The sequence below is a fragment of the Tardiphaga sp. 20_F10_N6_6 genome (assembly GCF_052076045.1).
Taxonomy (GTDB): domain Bacteria; phylum Pseudomonadota; class Alphaproteobacteria; order Rhizobiales; family Xanthobacteraceae; genus Tardiphaga; species Tardiphaga robiniae.
On record NZ_CP197239.1, the window covers coordinates 1316930 to 1333857 of the forward strand.

The 16928-nt window shown below is 62.8% G+C and carries 18 protein-coding genes; 6 read left to right on the forward strand and 12 right to left on the reverse strand.

All coding sequences use genetic code 11. The features are described 5' to 3' along the window. Positions 1 to 7: 7 nt before the first annotated feature. The 10 genes from AB7813_RS06270 to fabD form a co-directional block, all read right to left on the reverse strand. Entirely contained in the window at positions 8 to 1048 is a 1041-nt protein-coding gene (locus AB7813_RS06270) for an ABC transporter ATP-binding protein (protein WP_120292339.1), read from the reverse strand. After that, a complete protein-coding gene (locus AB7813_RS06275; protein WP_309945647.1) occupies positions 1045 to 1833 on the reverse strand; it encodes an ABC transporter permease in 789 nt (262 codons plus the stop codon). Before AB7813_RS06275 ends, AB7813_RS06270 begins: the two co-directional genes overlap by 4 nt. 85 nt (positions 1834 to 1918) lie before the next feature. After that, positions 1919 to 2542, reverse strand: a complete 624-nt coding sequence (locus AB7813_RS06280; protein WP_309945645.1) for a TIGR00725 family protein — start codon at positions 2540 to 2542, stop codon at positions 1919 to 1921. Positions 2543 to 2546: 4 nt separating this feature from the next. Beyond that, positions 2547 to 3221, reverse strand: coding sequence for a guanylate kinase (gene gmk, locus AB7813_RS06285; RefSeq protein WP_093758293.1), 675 nt, complete (start codon positions 3219 to 3221; stop codon positions 2547 to 2549). Between the two features lie 2 nt (positions 3222 to 3223). Beyond that, positions 3224 to 4111 carry a YicC/YloC family endoribonuclease gene (locus tag AB7813_RS06290; protein ID WP_175366144.1) on the reverse strand — a complete coding sequence of 296 codons (888 nt, stop codon included), beginning with the start codon at positions 4109 to 4111 and terminating at the stop codon, positions 3224 to 3226. A gap of 118 nt (positions 4112 to 4229) precedes the next feature. After that, entirely contained in the window at positions 4230 to 5513 is a 1284-nt protein-coding gene (mltG, locus tag AB7813_RS06295) for an endolytic transglycosylase MltG (RefSeq protein ID WP_175366145.1), read from the reverse strand. 114 nt (positions 5514 to 5627) lie between these two features. Then, positions 5628 to 6893, reverse strand: coding sequence for a beta-ketoacyl-ACP synthase II (fabF, locus tag AB7813_RS06300; protein WP_309945642.1), 1266 nt, complete (start codon positions 6891 to 6893; stop codon positions 5628 to 5630). A 124-nt stretch (positions 6894 to 7017) separates the two neighbouring features. Continuing rightward, entirely contained in the window at positions 7018 to 7257 is a 240-nt protein-coding gene (locus AB7813_RS06305) for an acyl carrier protein (RefSeq protein WP_006020277.1), read from the reverse strand. Between the two features lie 296 nt (positions 7258 to 7553). Beyond that, positions 7554 to 8291, reverse strand: a complete 738-nt coding sequence (gene fabG, locus AB7813_RS06310; RefSeq protein ID WP_309945593.1) for a 3-oxoacyl-[acyl-carrier-protein] reductase — start codon at positions 8289 to 8291, stop codon at positions 7554 to 7556. Between the two features lie 21 nt (positions 8292 to 8312). After that, positions 8313 to 9272, reverse strand: a complete 960-nt coding sequence (fabD, locus tag AB7813_RS06315) for an ACP S-malonyltransferase (protein WP_439064060.1) — start codon at positions 9270 to 9272, stop codon at positions 8313 to 8315. Between the two features lie 369 nt (positions 9273 to 9641). Here fabD and rpsF point away from each other — a divergent pair, with 369 nt between their 5' ends. The 4 genes from rpsF to rplI all read left to right on the forward strand — a co-directional run bounded on the left by rpsF (position 9642) and on the right by rplI (position 12087). Further along, positions 9642 to 10115, forward strand: coding sequence for a 30S ribosomal protein S6 (rpsF, locus tag AB7813_RS06320; protein WP_439064061.1), 474 nt, complete (start codon positions 9642 to 9644; stop codon positions 10113 to 10115). A gap of 5 nt (positions 10116 to 10120) precedes the next feature. Then, the gene (gene rpsR, locus AB7813_RS06325; protein WP_002711478.1) at positions 10121 to 10360 is read left to right on the forward strand and encodes a 30S ribosomal protein S18; all 240 of its coding nucleotides are present in this window, start codon (positions 10121 to 10123) and stop codon (positions 10358 to 10360) included. Between the two features lie 124 nt (positions 10361 to 10484). Next, entirely contained in the window at positions 10485 to 11453 is a 969-nt protein-coding gene (locus AB7813_RS06330) for a hypothetical protein (RefSeq protein WP_175366147.1), read from the forward strand. Between the two features lie 49 nt (positions 11454 to 11502). Then, the gene (rplI, locus tag AB7813_RS06335) at positions 11503 to 12087 is read left to right on the forward strand and encodes a 50S ribosomal protein L9 (protein ID WP_089263933.1); all 585 of its coding nucleotides are present in this window, start codon (positions 11503 to 11505) and stop codon (positions 12085 to 12087) included. Positions 12088 to 12176: 89 nt separating this feature from the next. Here rplI and AB7813_RS06340 read toward each other — a convergent pair whose 3' ends face one another. After that, positions 12177 to 13301, reverse strand: a complete 1125-nt coding sequence (locus AB7813_RS06340; protein WP_120292323.1) for a hypothetical protein — start codon at positions 13299 to 13301, stop codon at positions 12177 to 12179. Positions 13302 to 13557: 256 nt separating this feature from the next. Here AB7813_RS06340 and AB7813_RS06345 point away from each other — a divergent pair, with 256 nt between their 5' ends. After that, complete coding sequence (locus tag AB7813_RS06345) at positions 13558 to 14808, forward strand: SAM-dependent methyltransferase (protein WP_184517437.1); 1251 nt, start codon at positions 13558 to 13560, stop codon at positions 14806 to 14808. A 6-nt stretch (positions 14809 to 14814) separates the two neighbouring features. Here the strand turns inward: AB7813_RS06345 and AB7813_RS06350 are convergent, their stop codons facing one another. Then, positions 14815 to 15045 carry a hypothetical protein gene (locus AB7813_RS06350; protein WP_093758286.1) on the reverse strand — a complete coding sequence of 77 codons (231 nt, stop codon included), beginning with the start codon at positions 15043 to 15045 and terminating at the stop codon, positions 14815 to 14817. Positions 15046 to 15402: 357 nt separating this feature from the next. Here AB7813_RS06350 and AB7813_RS06355 point away from each other — a divergent pair, with 357 nt between their 5' ends. After that, positions 15403 to 16902 carry a replicative DNA helicase gene (locus AB7813_RS06355; protein WP_068731048.1) on the forward strand — a complete coding sequence of 500 codons (1500 nt, stop codon included), beginning with the start codon at positions 15403 to 15405 and terminating at the stop codon, positions 16900 to 16902. Positions 16903 to 16928: the final 26 nt, after the last annotated feature.

Genomic DNA, 16928 nt, shown 5'->3' on the forward strand with positions numbered 1-16928 from the left:
ATCTCCTTTATGAGGTCGGGGGAAGAAGGCGGATGGCATCGTGCGGGATCGTCACGCCGGTGATCGGCCCGCGCAGATGAGTTTCGAGACGGATGGCCCCGCCGGCGACGGCCATATCGATCCGCCTGACGGGACCAAGATAGCGGTCGGCCGACATGCTGCCCGCGAAGCAGCAGGGATTGCTCGCGTCGACCGGACCCGTGATGGGCTCGACCCGCTCGGGGCGTACGAAGACGGTGACCTTTGTGCCGAGGCTCTTGCCATGCGTATCGCAGGCCAGCGCGCCAATCGGCGTCGTCACCATGCCATCGCCGGAGACGCTGCCGGACCACAGATTGGATTGACCGACAAAGGCCGCGACACTTGCATCGGCCGGCGTCTCGTACAGTTCGCGCGGCGTGCCGATCTGCACGATGCGACCATCGCGCATCATCACGACCTTGTCGGCAATTGACAGCGCCTCTTCCTGATCATGCGTCACCAGTAGCGTCGCAATGCCGGCCTGACGCTGCACGCGCAGAATTTCGTCGCGCATTTCCAGTCGCAACCCCGCATCGAGCGCCGACAGCGGCTCGTCGAGCAGCAGTCCCTGCGGCTCGAACACCAGCGCACGGGCCAGCGCAACGCGCTGCTGCTGGCCGCCCGACAATTCCGCTGGATAGTCCTCTGCCCGCTTACCCATGCCGACACGTCCCAGCATCTCGATGGCACGCGCGCGCCGAGCCTGTTTAGCGATACCGCGCACCTTCAGCGGATAGGCGATGTTTTCCCAAAGCCGCATATGCGGGAACAACGCATAGTTCTGAAACACGACACCCAGACGACGCGCCTCGGGCAGTGACGCGCCGACGTCCTTGCCATCGATCAGGATGCGCCCGGTGTCAGGCTTGAGGAAGCCCGCCAGCAATTTCAAAATCGTCGACTTGCCCGACCCCGACGCGCCGATGATTGCCAGCAATTCGCCGCGGCCGATCTCTAGGGCAATGTCGAACACACCAGTGCTCGTGCCGGGATAGCTGTAGCTCACTTGATCGTATCGCAGCGTCACGCGTCTGCCCCCACTTTACGCCGGCCGGTGACCCGCGCCGTCAGCCCGCTGGTCAGCGATGCGATCATCGCAAGCCCAAGCAATACGACGGTGGCCGCGCAGGCAAAGCCCGTCGCGCCATAGAACGCCTGCAACAGCACCACAGGATAGGTGCGCGACAGAAAGCCAGAGACCAGGTTGGATAATTGAAATTCACCGATCGACAGCGCTGCCACTGTCAGCATGCAGGACAGCAGACTCGTATGCAGCTGCGGCAGCGTCACGTCCCACATACGGGCCGGAAAAGATGCGCCGAGCGTTGCAGCCGCATGCTCATATTCGGCGAGCCCGAGCTGATCCATATCGGCGACAAGAGCCGTCACCGTATAGGGCAGCGTCAATACGAGGTGCCCCGCCGCCAGCAGCCAAAAACTGCCGAGCCACGGCAATGCGTCCGACGAGAAGACGAGGATGAAGCCGAAAGCCAGAACGAGTTCGGGCACGGCAATCGGCATCAGCGTGACGATCCGCGCTGCAAGCCGCACACCACCCCGCGCGCCGGCATGAATGGCGTAAGCGAGCGGAAGTCCAATCAGGATATTGAGGATGCAGGTGGTCGCGACGATCTTCAGGCTGGTGGTGAAAGCGCGGCGAAAGCTGGGATCGCCGGCGACTTCCTGATACCAGCGCCAGGTGAAACCCGACGGCAGCAGCGTGCCGCTCCAGACTTCTCCAAAAGAGCCGACGAACAATAACAGGACTGGCGCCGCGAGAAAAATCAGATAGGCGATCGCGACGAACGGCACGAGCCATGTCCCCTGTCAAATGTGATGCTGAAGTCTGCGCCTCAGTATAACGGCGGCATATCAGTTTTATGACAGAGCGGCAAAGTTATGCATTTGCGAGAAGGCGTGCTGCGATGCGAGCAATGACGCCGTCGACATCAGCGACGCGCTCTACCGTATTCACCTCCGGCGCATCGGCCATCGCCAGCACCAGACGATTGAACTGTAGTCCCAGCGCCATCTCCGAGAGTGTCCCGACACCTCCGCCAATCGCGACCAGCACGAGACATGCGCGCGCGATAATGGCATTCCGTGCGGGGCCGATGCCCGTTGCGATGGGGATCGCGACATAGGGATTGGCTGCGTGCCACTCCTCATCGGGCAACAGGCCGACGGGCATGCCGCCCTCCTGTGCATGGCCCTTGCACGCCGCTTCCATCACGCCGTTCTTGCCGCCGCACAACAGTTGCAGGCCATGGCGCGCCAATGCCGCGCCCATCTGTTCGGCGAGATCGTATTGCGCTTGTGTCGCGTCTCGCGGCCCAATGATCCCGATGGGCACACGGCGCAGCTTGCGCGTTGCTGCGAGCCGCAGCAGTGCTTCGGAAGCCGTCACAGCTTCTCCACCCTGCTCCACGGCATCATCACGCCACGTGAGCGCCAGCGGATCGAATAGCCGTGCGCCATCGCTGAGCTGCTGCGTGCGCTCATTCCAGAACAATGCCTGCATGATGTTAGCCTTCGAGTTCTTGCTGCAACCCGCGGACGAAAGATGTCAGCCCGGTACGACGTTCGCGCTTCAGACGTTCAGCCTTGAGGATCGACTGCACCTCGCTATAGGCCTCCTCCACATTGTGGTTGATGACAATATAGTCGTATTCAGCCCAGTGGCTCATCTCGTGGCTGGCACGGCTCATGCGCCCGCGGATCACTTCGTCGGAATCCTGCGCGCGGGTATGCAGACGCTTTTCGAGATCGGCCGCCGAGGGCGGCAGAATGAAGACGCTGACGACGTCGGCCCGGGCTTTCTCACGCAGTTGCTGCGTACCCTGCCAGTCGATATCAAACAGCACGTCATTGCCGGCTGATAGCGCGGCTTCCACCGGCGCACGCGGCGTGCCGTAGCGGTTATCGAACACCGTGGCCCATTCGAGCAGTTCATTGCCCTTGGCCATCTTCTCGAAGCGCGGCTTGTCGACGAAGATGTAGTCCTTGCCGTCAACCTCGCCGGGCCGCATCGGGCGCGTCGTGGCCGAGACCGACAGTTGCAGCCCCGGCATCCGGTCGATCAGCAGCCGCGTCAGCGTCGTCTTACCGGCACCGGATGGCGATGACAGCACGAACATCAGCCCGCGCCGCTCGACTCCGTCAAAGCCAGCTTCTTGAGAATTTCGGCTGCCCCCGGACATGGTCACTCCAGATTTTGTACCTGTTCACGGAATTGCTCGACCACGTTCTTCATCTCAAGGCCGGTGCTGGTCAATTCCAGATCGTTGGATTTCGAGCAGCAGGTGTTGACCTCGCGGTTGAACTCCTGCGACAGGAAATCCAGCCGCCGTCCCACCGGACCGCCCTTCTTGATCATTTCGCGCGACTGCGAAATGTGCGACGCGATGCGGTCGAGTTCTTCGCGGATGTCAGCCTTGGTCGCCATCATCAACGCTTCCTGATTCAGCCGATCACTATCGAAACGATCCGACGCCTCGAGCAACGTCGCGATCTGTTCGGCAAGCCGTGCACGAATGGCTTCCGGCTTGCGGCCGGGCGCAGCCTCGGCCTTCTTCGACAGTGCCTCGATTTCATTCAGACGCTGGGACAGGATGTCACCAAGCGTCATGCCCTCACGCTTGCGCATGGCGACCAGCGCGGTGAGGGCCTCTTCGAATGCTGCGGTCACGGCAGCCTTCGCCGCCTTGTCCTCGGCCTCGTCAGCCTCGGGCTCGACCACTTCGATGACGCCCTTGATGTTCATCAGGCCATCGACGCTCGGCGCGACGGCGTCGATCTTGCTGGCCAATTCGGCGGCAATACGCAGCACCGAATTCAGCACCTCTTCGTTGATCCGCACGGTCGAAGCCGCATTGCTGCGCTTAACGGTGAGGTTCGCGTAAACCGTGCCGCGTGACAGCACTTCAGTGGCGCGCTTGCGGGCGACCGCCTCGACTTCGTCGAAACCCGGGGGCATCCGGAAGCGCAGGTCGAAGCCCTTGGCGTTGACGGATTTCAGCTCCCACTCGAAGCTGTAAGGCCCGCTGGTGCCGTGGCTTCGCGCAAAGCCGGTCATGCTCGACAACGCCATCGCGGAACGTCTCCAAAGATACGAGTAAGATTCGCAAGGCGCGAACCGGCTCAGGTTAGGGCCTTTTCAGGCCAAGGGGAATTCGAAGCAGAAGCCAGCGCAGGCTTGGTGGTACGGCCTATTGCTGGACAACCGGCGGTGTACCCGTCGACTGCGCAGCGCCCTGACGGGCCGGCGCGGCTGGCGCAGGAGCCGTACGGGCACGCTGTTTGGCCGGTGCGGCGGGCCTGACCGGACTTGTACCCGTCGCGGCGGCAGGATCCGTCGCCGCTCCGGTAGGCGCAGCAGTAGCCTCTTCCGGCGGCTCGACAGCGTCGTTCTGGACGGCCTTCTCGAGCGCGCGCAGCTTGCTGACGTTCTTCTGGTGTGCGTCGTAGGTTTCGGTAAAGGCGTGACCGCCGGTGCCGTCGGCAACGAAGAACAGGTCGCGGGTGCGTGCCGGATTGGCAGTCGCCTCAAGCGACGCACGGCCCGGATTGGCGATCGGGCCCGGCGGTAGGCCTTCGACCACATAGGTATTGTAGGGCGACGGCTGCTGGATCTCGCTGCGCTTGATCGGACGGCCCAATGTGCCCTTGCCGCCGACGATGCCATAGATGATCGTCGGATCCGACTGCAGCTTCATCTTCTGGCGCAAGCGGTTGGCGAACACGGCGGCCACCCGGCTGCGCTCATCGGCGCGGCCGGTTTCCTTCTCGACGATCGAGGCGAGCGTCACCAGTTGTTCAGGCGTCTTCGCCGGAATGTCGGCGTTACGGCGTTCCCAGACTTCGGCCAGCACGCGCTTCTGCAATTGCTGCATGCGCTGGATCACCTGGTCGCGCGGCGTGCCACGGGGGAATTTGTATGTCTCGGGCAACAACGTGCCTTCGCGTGGCATTTCACGGATCGAGCCGGTGAAGATGTCGTTATCGGTCAAACGCGCGACGATCTGCTCGGAGGTCAGGCCCTCGGGAATCGTGATGGAGTGTTGCACGACCTTGCCTTCGACAATGGTGCCGATGACATCGCGCAGATTGGCGTTCTTCTGGAACAGATATTCGCCGGGCTTCAGTTCCGAGCTGGCCTTCAACGCAAACACGGCGCCGATGAAAACCCAGCGATTGGCTGAGATCACGCCTTCGCGCAGCAACGCTTCGGCGATGTCGCCTTTGCCCGCACGCGCGGGGATATTGACGACCTTTTCTTCCTGCAGCGGCCCCGGCGCTTCCAGCGCCTGGCGACCATAGACATAGGCGCCACCTGCACCGAGCATGGCGACGATAATGATGGTGATGATGGCATTACCGGCAACCACGAGCGGATTACGCGCATGATCGGAACGCTTCGGCGGCGGCGGAACCTGCTCCGGCTCCAGCGCGGCACGCGGACTCCTCGGCGAAATGGGCGGCCTCTCACTCATCGATAGTACCTGATCCTGTCGGTTCAATCGTGACGGGGACAAACACGATCCCCATCAATAACATACGCCCAGTGTAGGAATTAGCGCGGAATACGGCGAAACGGTGGAGGTTCTCTAACCAGCCACGCGCTGTAGGATCACGGACGCATTAGTACCGCCGAAACCGAATGAATTCGACAAGGCAATGTTGATCTCGCGCTTGCGCGGGGTCAATGCGACGAGATCGATCGCAGTTTCCACCGACGGATTGTCGAGATTGATCGTCGGCGGCGCGATGTTATCCCGAATCGCGAGCACACAGAAGATGGCCTCGACCGCACCAGCCGCACCGAGCAGGTGGCCGATCGACGACTTCGTCGATGACATCGACACTTTTGACGCGGCATTGCCGAGCAGGCGCTGAACCGCGCCGAGTTCGATCTCGTCGCCGAGTGGCGTCGAGGTGCCGTGCGCATTGATGTAGTCGATGTCGGCCGCGGCAATGCCGGCGCGCTTCATCGCAGCGTTCATGCTGCGGAACGCACCATCGCCATCGGGCGTCGGTGAGGTGATGTGATAGGCATCGCCCGACATACCGTAGCCGATGATCTCGGCATAGATGCGTGCGCCGCGCGCTTTGGCGTGCTCGTACTCTTCGAGCACGACGACGCCGGCACCCTCGCCCATGACGAAACCATCGCGATCCCTATCGTAGGGCCGCGACGCTTTCTCCGGCGCTTCGTTGAAATTGGTCGACAGCGCGCGTGCTGCCGCGAAGCCGGCCATCGCCAAACGGCTGATTGGCGACTCGGTACCGCCGGCGACCATGACATCGGCATCGCCGAGCGCGATCAGACGGCCGGCATCGCCGATCGCATGTGCGCCGGTCGAACATGCGGTGACGACGGAGTGATTGGGGCCTTTAAGGCCGTGCTCGATCGAGACATATCCCGAAGCGAGATTGATCAGGCGACCGGGGATGAAGAACGGCGACACTTTGCGCGGGCCGCGCTCTTTCAGAAGCAATGCGGTATCGGCAATGCCGGACAGACCGCCGATGCCGGAGCCGATCATCACGCCGGTGGCGCAGCGATCGTCTTCATTGTCGGGGTGCCAGTTGGCATCGTCGAGCGCCTGCTTGGCGGCGCACATCGCATAGATGATGAAGTCGTCGACCTTGCGCTGGTCTTTCGGCTCCATCCAGTGGTCGGGATTGAAGGTACCGCCCGTGCCGTCGCCGCGTGGAATCACACAGGCGATCTGGCTGGTGAGATCGGATACATCGAATGTATCGATCCGCTTTGCGCCGCTCTCACCGTTGAGGATGCGCTTCCAGGTCGGCTCGACGCCGCAGCCAAGTGGCGACACCATGCCAAGGCCTGTGACGACCACCCGCCTCATTGTCGTACCTCCATGGCCCATCCTTGAGCCAATGCCTTTGAGCAATGCCTACGCGTCACAGCAAGAAGCCGGTGGATCGCACAAACGCGATCCGGCCGGCTTCAAAATGTGTCGCGCGAAGGTGTCAGCTCTTTGCGTTCTTCTCGAGAAACTTGGTTGCGTCGCCGACGGTCAGAATCGTCTCGGCGGCATCGTCCGGAATTTCGCAGCCGAACTCTTCTTCGAACGCCATCACGAGCTCGACCGTGTCGAGGCTGTCAGCGCCGAGATCATCGATGAAGCTCGCGGCATCGACCACCTTCTCGGGTTCAACACCAAGGTGTTCAACCACGATCTTCTTCACTCGCTCGCCAATCTCGCTCATATCAACCTCGTGCTTGTTACATTGGGCCCGTCCGCAGACGATACGAGCCATCGTGGAGCGTTTAACTCGTTAAACCTTGCGCAGTTGCGCGTCTCTGGATTGACCCCGTCGTCCCGGACGGAGCCTCGCGAAAACGGCAGGCTCGTCCCCGCCAATATACAGGGTTTCAAATTCCTGCAATGGCCTTCTTTGCCCCACCGTTGGAGGTTCGGTTACCATACTTCATTTGGCTTGGCCACATAGCCCGGCGACTGTCCAAACCTCAATTAAATCACGACGTTGGGGTTCCCCGACGCTTAGATCATCGCCATGCCGCCATTGACATGAATCGTCTGTCCGGTGACGTAAGCCGCCTCATTTGAGCTCAGATAGACCGCTGCTGCCGCAATATCTTCCGGCGAGCCGAGACGCCCTGCCGGCACCTTGGTCAGAATCGTTTCGCGCTGCTTGTCATTGAGCACATCGGTCATCGGCGTTGCGATGAAACCGGGTGCAATGCAATTGGCCGTCACGTTGCGCTTGGCGTATTCCGCACCCAGTGTCTTCATCATGCCGATCAGACCGGCTTTCGCCGCGGTGTAATTCCCCTGCCCGGGATTTCCGGTGACGCCGACCACCGAGGTGATGGCAATGATGCGGCCGAAGCGCTTGCGCATCATCAACTTGGTCGCGGCGCGTGCGAGGCGGAAGGTCGCGGTCAGATTGACGTTGATCACGTCATCCCAGTCTTCGTCCTTCAACTGCACGAACAGATTATCGCGGGTGATGCCGGCATTGCTGACGAGGATATCGAGCTGGCCCATGGCTTTCTCGGCTGACGGCACCAACTCTTCGACCTCAGCGGCGTCGGAAAGATTGCACGGCAGCACATGCGTGCGATCGCCGAGCTTCGCAGCCAGCGTTTCGAGAACCGCCTTGCGCGTTCCGGACAGTGCCACCGTCGCGCCCTGCGCATGCAAAGCCGTGGCGATGGCTTCGCCGATGCCACCAGTCGCGCCGGTCACGAGCGCCGTCTTGCCTGTCAAATCGAACATCTTGTCTTCTCCTCTGGCCGCTTACGCCGAACGCGCTGCTGCGAGCGCATCCTTGGCGGCGGCAATGTCATTGGGTCCACCGATGGCGACGCCGACGGCGCCTTCGGCAATGCGTTTGACGAGCCCGCTCAGCACCTTGCCGGAACCGACCTCAAGGAAACGCGTCACGCCCTGGCCTGCCATATAGGATACGCATTCGCGCCAGCGCACGGTGCCGGTGACCTGCTCGACCAGGCGGTGGCGGATTTCATCGGGATCCAAGATCGGCGCGGCCAGCACGTTGGACACCAGCGGCACCACCGGCTTGTTGATCGTGACCTTGGCCAGCGCCTCCGCCATCACGTCGGCGGCGGGCTGCATCAGGCCGCAATGGAACGGCGCCGACACCGGCAGCAACATCGCACGCTTGGCGCCCTTCGTCTTGGCGATCTCCAGCGCGCGTTCGACCGCAGCCTTGTTGCCGGACACCACCACCTGACCGCCGCCATTGTCGTTGGCGGCGTGGCACACTTCGCCCTGTGCAGCTTCTTCAGCCACGGCCACGGCGGTCTCGTAATCGAGGCCGAGCAACGCCGCCATGGCGCCGACACCCACCGGCACGGCCTTCTGCATGGCCAGACCACGGGTCCGCAGCAGGCGGGCCGCATCCGTGACTGAGAGGCTTCCGGCCGCTGCCAGCGCCGAATATTCGCCGAGCGAGTGGCCGGCCACGAAAGCGGCGTCCCGGGCCAGCGAGATGCCGGCCTCGGCCTCGAGCACTCGCATGGTCGCCAGCGACACCGCCATCAGCGCCGGCTGGGCGTTTTCGGTCAATTGCAGGGTTTCGGCCGGGCCGTCCCAGATAATGCCGGTCAGCTTCTCGCTGAGAGCCGAATCGACCTCGTCGAACACGGCCCTGGCGGCGGGAAATGCATCCGCAAGCGCCTTGCCCATGCCGACCGCCTGGGACCCCTGCCCCGGAAAGGTAAATGCTGCGGTCATTGACGCCCCGTCATGTTTTTTGGCTTAAACTCGTTCAAACGTGCGCCGTAAGACACTGGCACGACGGGGAATGTCAAGCCGCAGCGCCCAGGATGCACCACGATCCGGGTTCCCGCCCGCTCCCGGAATCCGCTCATTTGGCCCCCGTTTCGCTTGCCATTACTGGGAAAATCCGTATAAGGCCCCGATCCGCAGATCCCGGCCGGGAGCTGAACGGACGGTCACAGCAAAATCACACACAGGTTTGTTGCGATAGGGCCAGTTGGTCCGTCGTCCCGTGCTCCCGCCTTCTGAGCAATATCGAGTCCTTTCCATAAGGGTTCGAAGGGCTTGCCGCCGGGAAACGCGCTAACCTTGGAAAGGACAGCCATGCCTCTTTATGAGCATGTATTTCTCGCACGTCAGGATGCGAGCGCGCAGCAGGTCGAAGACCTCACCACCCAGATGACCGGCATCGTCGAAGGTCTCGGCGGCAAGGTCGTGAAGATGGAAAACTGGGGCGTGCGCTCCCTGACCTATCGCATGAACAAGAATCGCAAGGCGCACTTCGTGCTGATGAACCTCGATGCCCCATCCGCGGCGGTCACCGAGATTGAGCGCCAGGAGCGTATCAGCGAAGACGTCATCCGTTATCTGACCGTCCGCGTCGAAGAGCACGAGGAAGGCCCGAGCGCCATGATGCGCAAGGCTGATCGTGATCGTGAACGCGACGACCGTGGTGGTGGCTTCCGTGGCGACCGCGAAGGCGGCGGTTTCCGTGGCGACCGTGACGGCGGTGGCTTCCGTGGTGATCGTGGTCCGCGTCGTCCGCGTGACGACGAAGCAGCATCGGTTGAGGAGTAAGAATAATGGCTGAAGCTGGTGCACGTCGTCCGTTTTTCCGCCGTCGCAAGACCTGCCCGTTCACAGGTCCGAACGCGCCGAAGATCGACTACAAGGATTCCAAGCTGCTGATGCGTTACGTCTCTGAGCGCGGCAAGATCGTGCCGAGCCGCATCACGGCCGTCTCCGCCAAGAAGCAGCGGGAACTCGCTCGCGCCATCAAGCGCTCGCGTTTCCTCGGTCTGCTGCCCTACGTTATCCGCTAAGGCGGTTTTCGACCGGCGGCCTCGTGCCGCCGGTCGCTTTTATTTCTCATAAGGCTTCCGGGTCGTCCGGTCGCCGATGGTTGGGGCAAGTGCCTCTAACCGCTCAAAGGGGGCGGGACAGCTGATGATCGCAAGTCTTCTCATCGCGTTTGCCGCCGGCGCTGCCTCAGCGCTGATGTTCGCCTCGATCATTTCGGGCGCGTTGATTTCCCTTTTGCTGTTCTATCTCGCGCCGCTGCCCTTGATGGTGGCCGCTCTCGGGTGGGGTCCGGTGACTGCTGCCATCGGCGGCATCGCAGCCGGCACCTCGCTCGGCCTGTTGTTCGGCATGCCCTATCTCGCCGCCTTCGTCTTCACTGTGGCCCTGCCCGCCTGGTGGCTTGGCCATCTCGCATTGCTCGGCCGCCCTGTTGCTGCAGAAGTGCCGGGCGTGAATGGCGCAGCCGCGACCCCCCCCGTGGTCGAATGGTATCCGGTCGGCCGCATGTTACTGTGGACCGCGGGTTTCGCCGCATTCACGACCATGGGCGCGCTGCTGACCCTCGGCACCGATGGCGACACTATCGTCTCGGCGCTGCGCCGCGCTCTGACCCGCATCCTGGGATCGCGCGGCGGCGCTGGCGACTCCGAACAGGTCATCAATGCGCTGGTGACGATCGCGCCGGCTGCCGCCGCCATCGTCGCGATCATGACACTGACGCTCAATCTCTGGCTCGCCGGCCGCATCATCGTGACATCGGGCCGACTGAATCGGCCGTGGCCTGAGCTGAAATCCGCAGCACTGCCGCCGATGACGATGGTCGCGCTGTGTCTGGCCATCGCGCTGTCCTTCATGGGCGGCATCGTCGGCATCTTTTCGCAGATCGTCACCTCGGCGCTGATGATGGCCTATGCCCTCACCGGCTTCGCCGCGCTGCATACGCTGACCATGGGCATGAAAAGCCGCGTGATGGTGCTGGGCCTGACCTACGCCATGGTGCTCGTCCTCGGCTGGCCCATCCTCACCATGGTTGGCCTCGGCCTCGCCGATGCCTTCTTCGGATTTCGCCAACGTTTTCTCGCACGCAAGCCGCCTTCTTCGACGGTGGCCTGACCAACTCACCTCAACTCAACACCTGCTCACCACTTAAAGGAGAACGATCATGGAAGTCATTTTGCTCGAACGCGTTGCTAAGCTCGGCCAGATGGGCGAAGTCGTCCGCGTCAAGGACGGCTACGGCCGCAACTTTCTACTGAAGCGTGGCAAGGCGCTGCGCGCCACCGCCGACAACCGCGCCAAGTACGACGGCATGAAGGCTGACCTCGAAGCCAACAACATCAAGGCCAAGGCGGAAGCCACCACGGTTGCCGAGAAGATCGACGGCCGCAACGTCGTCATCATCCGTCAGGCGTCGGAAACCGGTCAGCTGTTCGGTTCGGTGTCGGTGCGCGACATCATCGCCACCTTCGAGGCTGACGGCGTCACCTTCGCCCGCAGCCAGGTGCTGCTCGACGCGCCGATCAAGACCATCGGCCAGCACAAGATCTCGATCGCCGTGCATCCGGAAGTCGAAGTCAGCGTCAGCGTCACCGTTGCCCGTTCGGCCGACGAAGCCGAGCGCATCAACCGCGGCGAAGACATCTCGAGCCGTCAGGAAGATCAGGACGCAGCCGCCGAAGCACTCGCCGCCGCCGGCGAGTTCTTCGATCCGGACGCACAGGGCAACGCCGAAGAAGACAACGGCTAAGTCACGGACCTCGGAGCTTCTGCTCAAACGAGAAAAGCCCGGCCAGATTGGCCGGGCTTTTTTGTATCGTCACTCAAACGGCTGATCTACTACTGCGAGATCGGCGGCACCGGCGAGCCTGACGAGGCCGGAGGCGCCGGTGGTGCAGCCGACGCCGGAGGCGGTGGTGGCGGCGCGGCCGGTGCCGGCGAAGGCGCAGCTGGAGCCGGGGCCACAGGAGTCGGCGCGGGCACTGGCGGAGTTGCGGGAGGCGCGACCGCTGGCGGCGGAGCTGCGGCTGGCGGAGGCGTTGGAGCCACAGGTGCCGGGGCCGGCGTTGCTGCGGGCGGAGACGCAGGGGCTGCCGGCGCCGGACGGCTTTCCCCTTCAGGCGCCTTCGGAGCCGGCGTGACCGACGGAACGGGATCTGGACGAAGTGCCGGCGTCTCAGGCTTGGCTTCGGGCTTCGCCTCAGGCTTGCTCTCTTCAGCGGGCTTCGCAGGCTCGGTCTTGGCCGGCTCAGGCCGTGGCTCAGACTTGGGTTCAGCCTTCGGCTCAGTCTTGGGTTCGACCTTGGGCTCGTCCTTCACAGGTTCGGCCTTCGGCGGCTCTTCCTGATGACGGCGCCCCTTCTTACCGAGCTTTTGCTTCTGCGCGGGACGCTCTGCTTCGGCGGCAGCCGGCGACTGTGCGTCTACGGGCTTGGCCGCATCGGGCTTCGCTTCGGGATTGTCTGTCGCCGGGCGCGCCTGTCGCCGGGCATTGCGGCCCTGGCGCGTGCCGGGCTCGGCCTGAGCTGGTGCAACATCGGCATCGGGCTTGGCGGCCTCCTGCGGACGTAGCCGGCGTCCCGGCGGCGGAGCCTCGGACGGCGGCGCAGCACCGGGCTTGGCATCGGCCGGGGCCGGCTTCTGCTCGGTCGTGAGTTCACGGCCCTGACGCGTCAGGTTATCCCCGGCAGGACGGCGGTCGGCCGCCCCGTTGGACACGACATAAGCGGCCATGGACGCCGCCATATCTGTACTTGTGGTGTAGTGCTGGCGCAGGAAGGCCGGCAACTGACCGGGTGCCACCGTCTTCAGCAGCCCGCGCGGACTTTTATGGCAGACGGCACAGCCGCCCGCGAAAATCTGGGAGGGTGACTTTCCGGCTTCGAGGTTTTGGGCCTGTGCCGGGACTGCCGCGAAGCTAATCAGGAGCATCACCGTCGCTAAACTGAGCGCTCGGCTCAACATTTCAATCTCCTGATGTGGCTAGCTTAATCACGCGGATCACCTTGTATCCGATTGTGACGTGAATGGAAGCATCGACATATCGCAACGATGTGATCGGAACAATCGGGATAGCGGCATTGCAGCGTGCGCATTGGCACAGGCGGTGCACCGCTACTATCTTCTACACAAGAGCTAGGGAGACAGTTGATCTCGTGCACGGCGGGAAGTTACGCTGTTGCTTCAGTTTGCGCGTGATCGGATCATTGGGGTGATTTCGATGGACCGTCTGTTGCGATTCTTCCTGAGTCAGTACATTCGCCGAGGGGCAATAACCTTCACCACGGCCTCCGGCCAACAGTTTACCTTCGGTGATGGCTCCGGGCCTCCCGTCTCTGCCCGCTTCGTCACCAAAGCCGCCCAACGCCGACTACTTCTCGATCCCGAACTGGCACTCGGCGAGATATTCATGGACGGGCTCCTCGTTATGGAGCGTGGCACCATTGCCGACCTGCTCGCCATCGCCCTGAACCAGCCCGACATGGCGCCCCGCTGGGCCAAGCTGCAATGGTGGCTCCGCTACGTCCTGCGCCACGCCCAGCAGTTCAATCCCCGCACGCGCTCCCGCAACAACGTTGCCCATCACTACGATCTGGACGCCCGACTCTACTCATTGTTTCTGGATGCCGACAAGCAATATAGCTGTGCCTATTTCGAAGGACCGGACGCGACCCTGGACGACGCCCAACTCGCCAAGAAGCGCCACCTCGCGGCCAAGATGCTCATCGAAAAAGGCCAACGCGTACTCGACATCGGCTCCGGCTGGGGCGGGCTTGGGCTCTATCTGGCAGAGATGACCGGTGCCAATGTCACCGGCGTTACGCTGTCCACCGAACAGCTGCAGGTCGCCAATGCCCGGGCCGGCGAGAAAAACCTCAAAGACCGCGCAAAATTCCTGCTCGAGGACTATCGCGACATCCCCGGTCCATTCCACCGCATCGTCTCCGTCGGCATGTTCGAACATGTCGGCGTCGACCATTACGACACCTACTTCAAGCGATGCGCTGAACTCCTGACCGAGGACGGCGTCATGGTGCTGCACTCCATCGGTCGCCCTGAGGGACCTGGCATCACCAATCCATGGGTCGCCAAGTACATTTTCCCCGGCGGCTACATCCCCGCTTTGTCGGAAGTTCTCCCGGCGATCGAACGGGCCGGGTTACTGGTCTCGGACATCGAAATCCTGCGGCTGCATTATGCCGAGACGCTCAAGGCATGGCGCGAGCGCTTCATGGCACGACGCGAGGAAGCCGTGCGGCTCTATGACGAGCGCTTTGCGCGGATGTGGGAGTTCTATCTGGCGGCGTCCGAAATGTCGTTTCGCATGCAGAACGTGATGAACTTCCAAATCCAACTCACCAAACGTCAGGACGTTGTGCCGTTCACGCGGGATTATATCGGGCGGGAGGAAGATCGGCTTCGAGCCAGGGAACGGACCCGGCAACCGCGTCTGCAGATTGCCGGCGAATAGGCTGGTTTAGTGCTGGAATAGGAGCGTCGCCTGCCGGCGGCGCAAGACAGGCCGCGGCCGCAAAATGGCGGGGCGCTGGAGGCGCGCTTTGGCGGCGGAGAGCGCTTTCGTATCGCATGGGACATTTTCAAGCTGCGCGGTGCGCTCGAACGTGTCGATCAGCGTGGACAACCACGCAGAACCGTCGGTTCCGGCAGCCTGAGTTCCGGCATCGGGATGCTGGTGACGCTGGCTCATGGATCTATCCTTCGCCTCTTATTCGTTTTGAAGCCAACGCCCGGCTCCCCGTGGGGTTCCGGCACTGCCGTGCCTGCCAGCGGCTGGCTCTCTTATAAGTGCGAGAGATCGCCATCCGGTTCAGGCGCGGGGCGCAATTTTTCCGGGTTCCTTAAGCAATGATTCAGACCCCTCCCCTTGCTGCGGTGGAAGCGTCAAGCGCAATGCGCGCCACCGGCCGGAATTCCCCCGCCTTGATGTGTGAATCGTGCATAAGGCCGCTTCGTCCTTCCACTCGGAGACCGTCAGGCGCTTAGTCGCCGACGCCCGCGTGACCACGCCGTTCATCCGCCCAATTCGGAAGACCCAATAGAGACCATGGCCGCATTCGATTCGAACGTTCTCAAGCTCACCCCCGAGGCGGGCACCCCCGCCTATCGGTCGGCGCCGCACAATATCGAGGCGGAACAGGGCGTGCTGGGCGCGATCCTGGTCAATAACGACGCCTTCTACCGGGTCTCGGACTTCCTCAAGGCCGAGCATTTCTTCGAGCCGATCCACCAGACCATCTTCGAAACGGCCGCTGCCATCGTGCGCGCCGGCAAGATCGCCACTCCCGTGACGCTGAAGACCTTCCTGCCGACCGACACGGATCTCGGCGGCATGACCGTGGGCCAATATCTCGCCCGCCTCGCCGCCGAAGCCACCACCATCATCAATGCGCAGGATTACGGCCGCACGATCTACGAACTGGCAATCCGCCGCCAGCTGATCAATGTCGGCGAGGACATGGTCAACGTCGCCTATGACGCGCCGGTGGACTTCGCTCCCCGCGCCCAGATCGAGGATGCCGAGCGCCGGCTGTATGAGCTGGCCGAAGCCGGCCGCTATGACGGCGGCTTCCAGCGCTTCTCCCAGGCGATGACCACCGCGCTCGACATGGCGGCCAACGCCTATCAGCGCGACGGCAAGCTTTCGGGCATCTCAAGCGGTTTGCGCGATCTCGACGCCCGTATGGGCGGGTTGCAGCGCTCCGACTTGATCGTGCTAGCCGGACGTCCCGGCATGGGCAAGACCTCGCTGGCCACCAACATCGCCTACAACATCGCCGCCGCCTATCAGTCCGAAGTGCAGCCCGACGGCAGCATGAAGACCATCAATGGCGGCGTCGTCGGCTTCTTCTCCTGCGAAATGTCGGCCGAACAGCTCGCCACGCGTATTCTCGCAGAGCAGACCGAGATTTCCTCCAGCGCGATCCGCCGCGGCGGCATCACCCAAGCCGAATTCGACAAGATCCGCGACTACACCATCAAGCTGCAGAACCTGCCGCTTTACGTCGACGAAACCGGCGGCCTGTCGATCTCGCAGCTCACCGCCCGCGCCCGCCGCCTGAAGCGGCAAAAGGGCCTCGACGTCATCATGGTGGACTACATCCAGCTGCTGCAGGGCTCCGGCAAGCGCTCCGACAACCGCGTGCAGGAAGTCACCGAGATCACCACCAGCCTCAAGGCGCTGGCGAAGGAACTGAACTGCCCGGTAGTCGCGCTGTCGCAGCTCTCGCGTCAGGTCGAAAATCGTGAAGACAAGCATCCGCAGCTGTCCGACTTGCGTGAATCCGGATCGATCGAGCAGGACGCCGACGTGGTGGTCTTCGTGTATCGCGAGGAATACTATCTGCAGGCCAAGGAGCCGCGACTCGGCACTCCCGAACACGAGAAATGGCAGCTCGAGATGGATCTTGCGCACGGCAAGGCCGAAGTCATCATCGCCAAGCAGCGTCACGGCCCCACAGGCACCGTCGACCTGCAGTTCGAAGGCCAGTTCACCCGCTTCAGCGATCTCGCCGGTGGCGCCCAGTTCCGCGCCCCGCAGGAGTGACGCGCGTGCGGTTGAACCGTCTCTGA

What these genes read in the sequence shown, in the direction of transcription:
- AB7813_RS06305 (WP_006020277.1), bottom strand. Translation starts at nt 7,257, where the DNA reads ATGAGCGAGATTGGCGAGCGAGTGAAGAAGATCGTGGTTGAACACCTT.
- rpsF (WP_439064061.1), top strand. Translation starts at nt 9,642, where the DNA reads ATGCCTCTTTATGAGCATGTATTTCTCGCACGTCAGGATGCGAGCGCG.
- AB7813_RS06345 (WP_184517437.1), top strand. Translation starts at nt 13,558, where the DNA reads ATGGACCGTCTGTTGCGATTCTTCCTGAGTCAGTACATTCGCCGAGGG.
- rpsR (WP_002711478.1), top strand. Translation starts at nt 10,121, where the DNA reads ATGGCTGAAGCTGGTGCACGTCGTCCGTTTTTCCGCCGTCGCAAGACC.
- AB7813_RS06290 (WP_175366144.1), bottom strand. Translation starts at nt 4,111, where the DNA reads ATGGCGTTGTCGAGCATGACCGGCTTTGCGCGAAGCCACGGCACCAGC.
- AB7813_RS06350 (WP_093758286.1), bottom strand. Translation starts at nt 15,045, where the DNA reads ATGAGCCAGCGTCACCAGCATCCCGATGCCGGAACTCAGGCTGCCGGA.
- AB7813_RS06330 (WP_175366147.1), top strand. Translation starts at nt 10,485, where the DNA reads ATGATCGCAAGTCTTCTCATCGCGTTTGCCGCCGGCGCTGCCTCAGCG.
- AB7813_RS06340 (WP_120292323.1), bottom strand. Translation starts at nt 13,301, where the DNA reads ATGTTGAGCCGAGCGCTCAGTTTAGCGACGGTGATGCTCCTGATTAGC.
- fabF (WP_309945642.1), bottom strand. Translation starts at nt 6,893, where the DNA reads ATGAGGCGGGTGGTCGTCACAGGCCTTGGCATGGTGTCGCCACTTGGC.
- fabG (WP_309945593.1), bottom strand. Translation starts at nt 8,291, where the DNA reads ATGTTCGATTTGACAGGCAAGACGGCGCTCGTGACCGGCGCGACTGGT.
- AB7813_RS06355 (WP_068731048.1), top strand. Translation starts at nt 15,403, where the DNA reads ATGGCCGCATTCGATTCGAACGTTCTCAAGCTCACCCCCGAGGCGGGC.
- fabD (WP_439064060.1), bottom strand. Translation starts at nt 9,272, where the DNA reads ATGACCGCAGCATTTACCTTTCCGGGGCAGGGGTCCCAGGCGGTCGGC.
- mltG (WP_175366145.1), bottom strand. Translation starts at nt 5,513, where the DNA reads ATGAGTGAGAGGCCGCCCATTTCGCCGAGGAGTCCGCGTGCCGCGCTG.
- gmk (WP_093758293.1), bottom strand. Translation starts at nt 3,221, where the DNA reads ATGTCCGGGGGCAGCCGAAATTCTCAAGAAGCTGGCTTTGACGGAGTC.
- AB7813_RS06280 (WP_309945645.1), bottom strand. Translation starts at nt 2,542, where the DNA reads ATGCAGGCATTGTTCTGGAATGAGCGCACGCAGCAGCTCAGCGATGGC.
- rplI (WP_089263933.1), top strand. Translation starts at nt 11,503, where the DNA reads ATGGAAGTCATTTTGCTCGAACGCGTTGCTAAGCTCGGCCAGATGGGC.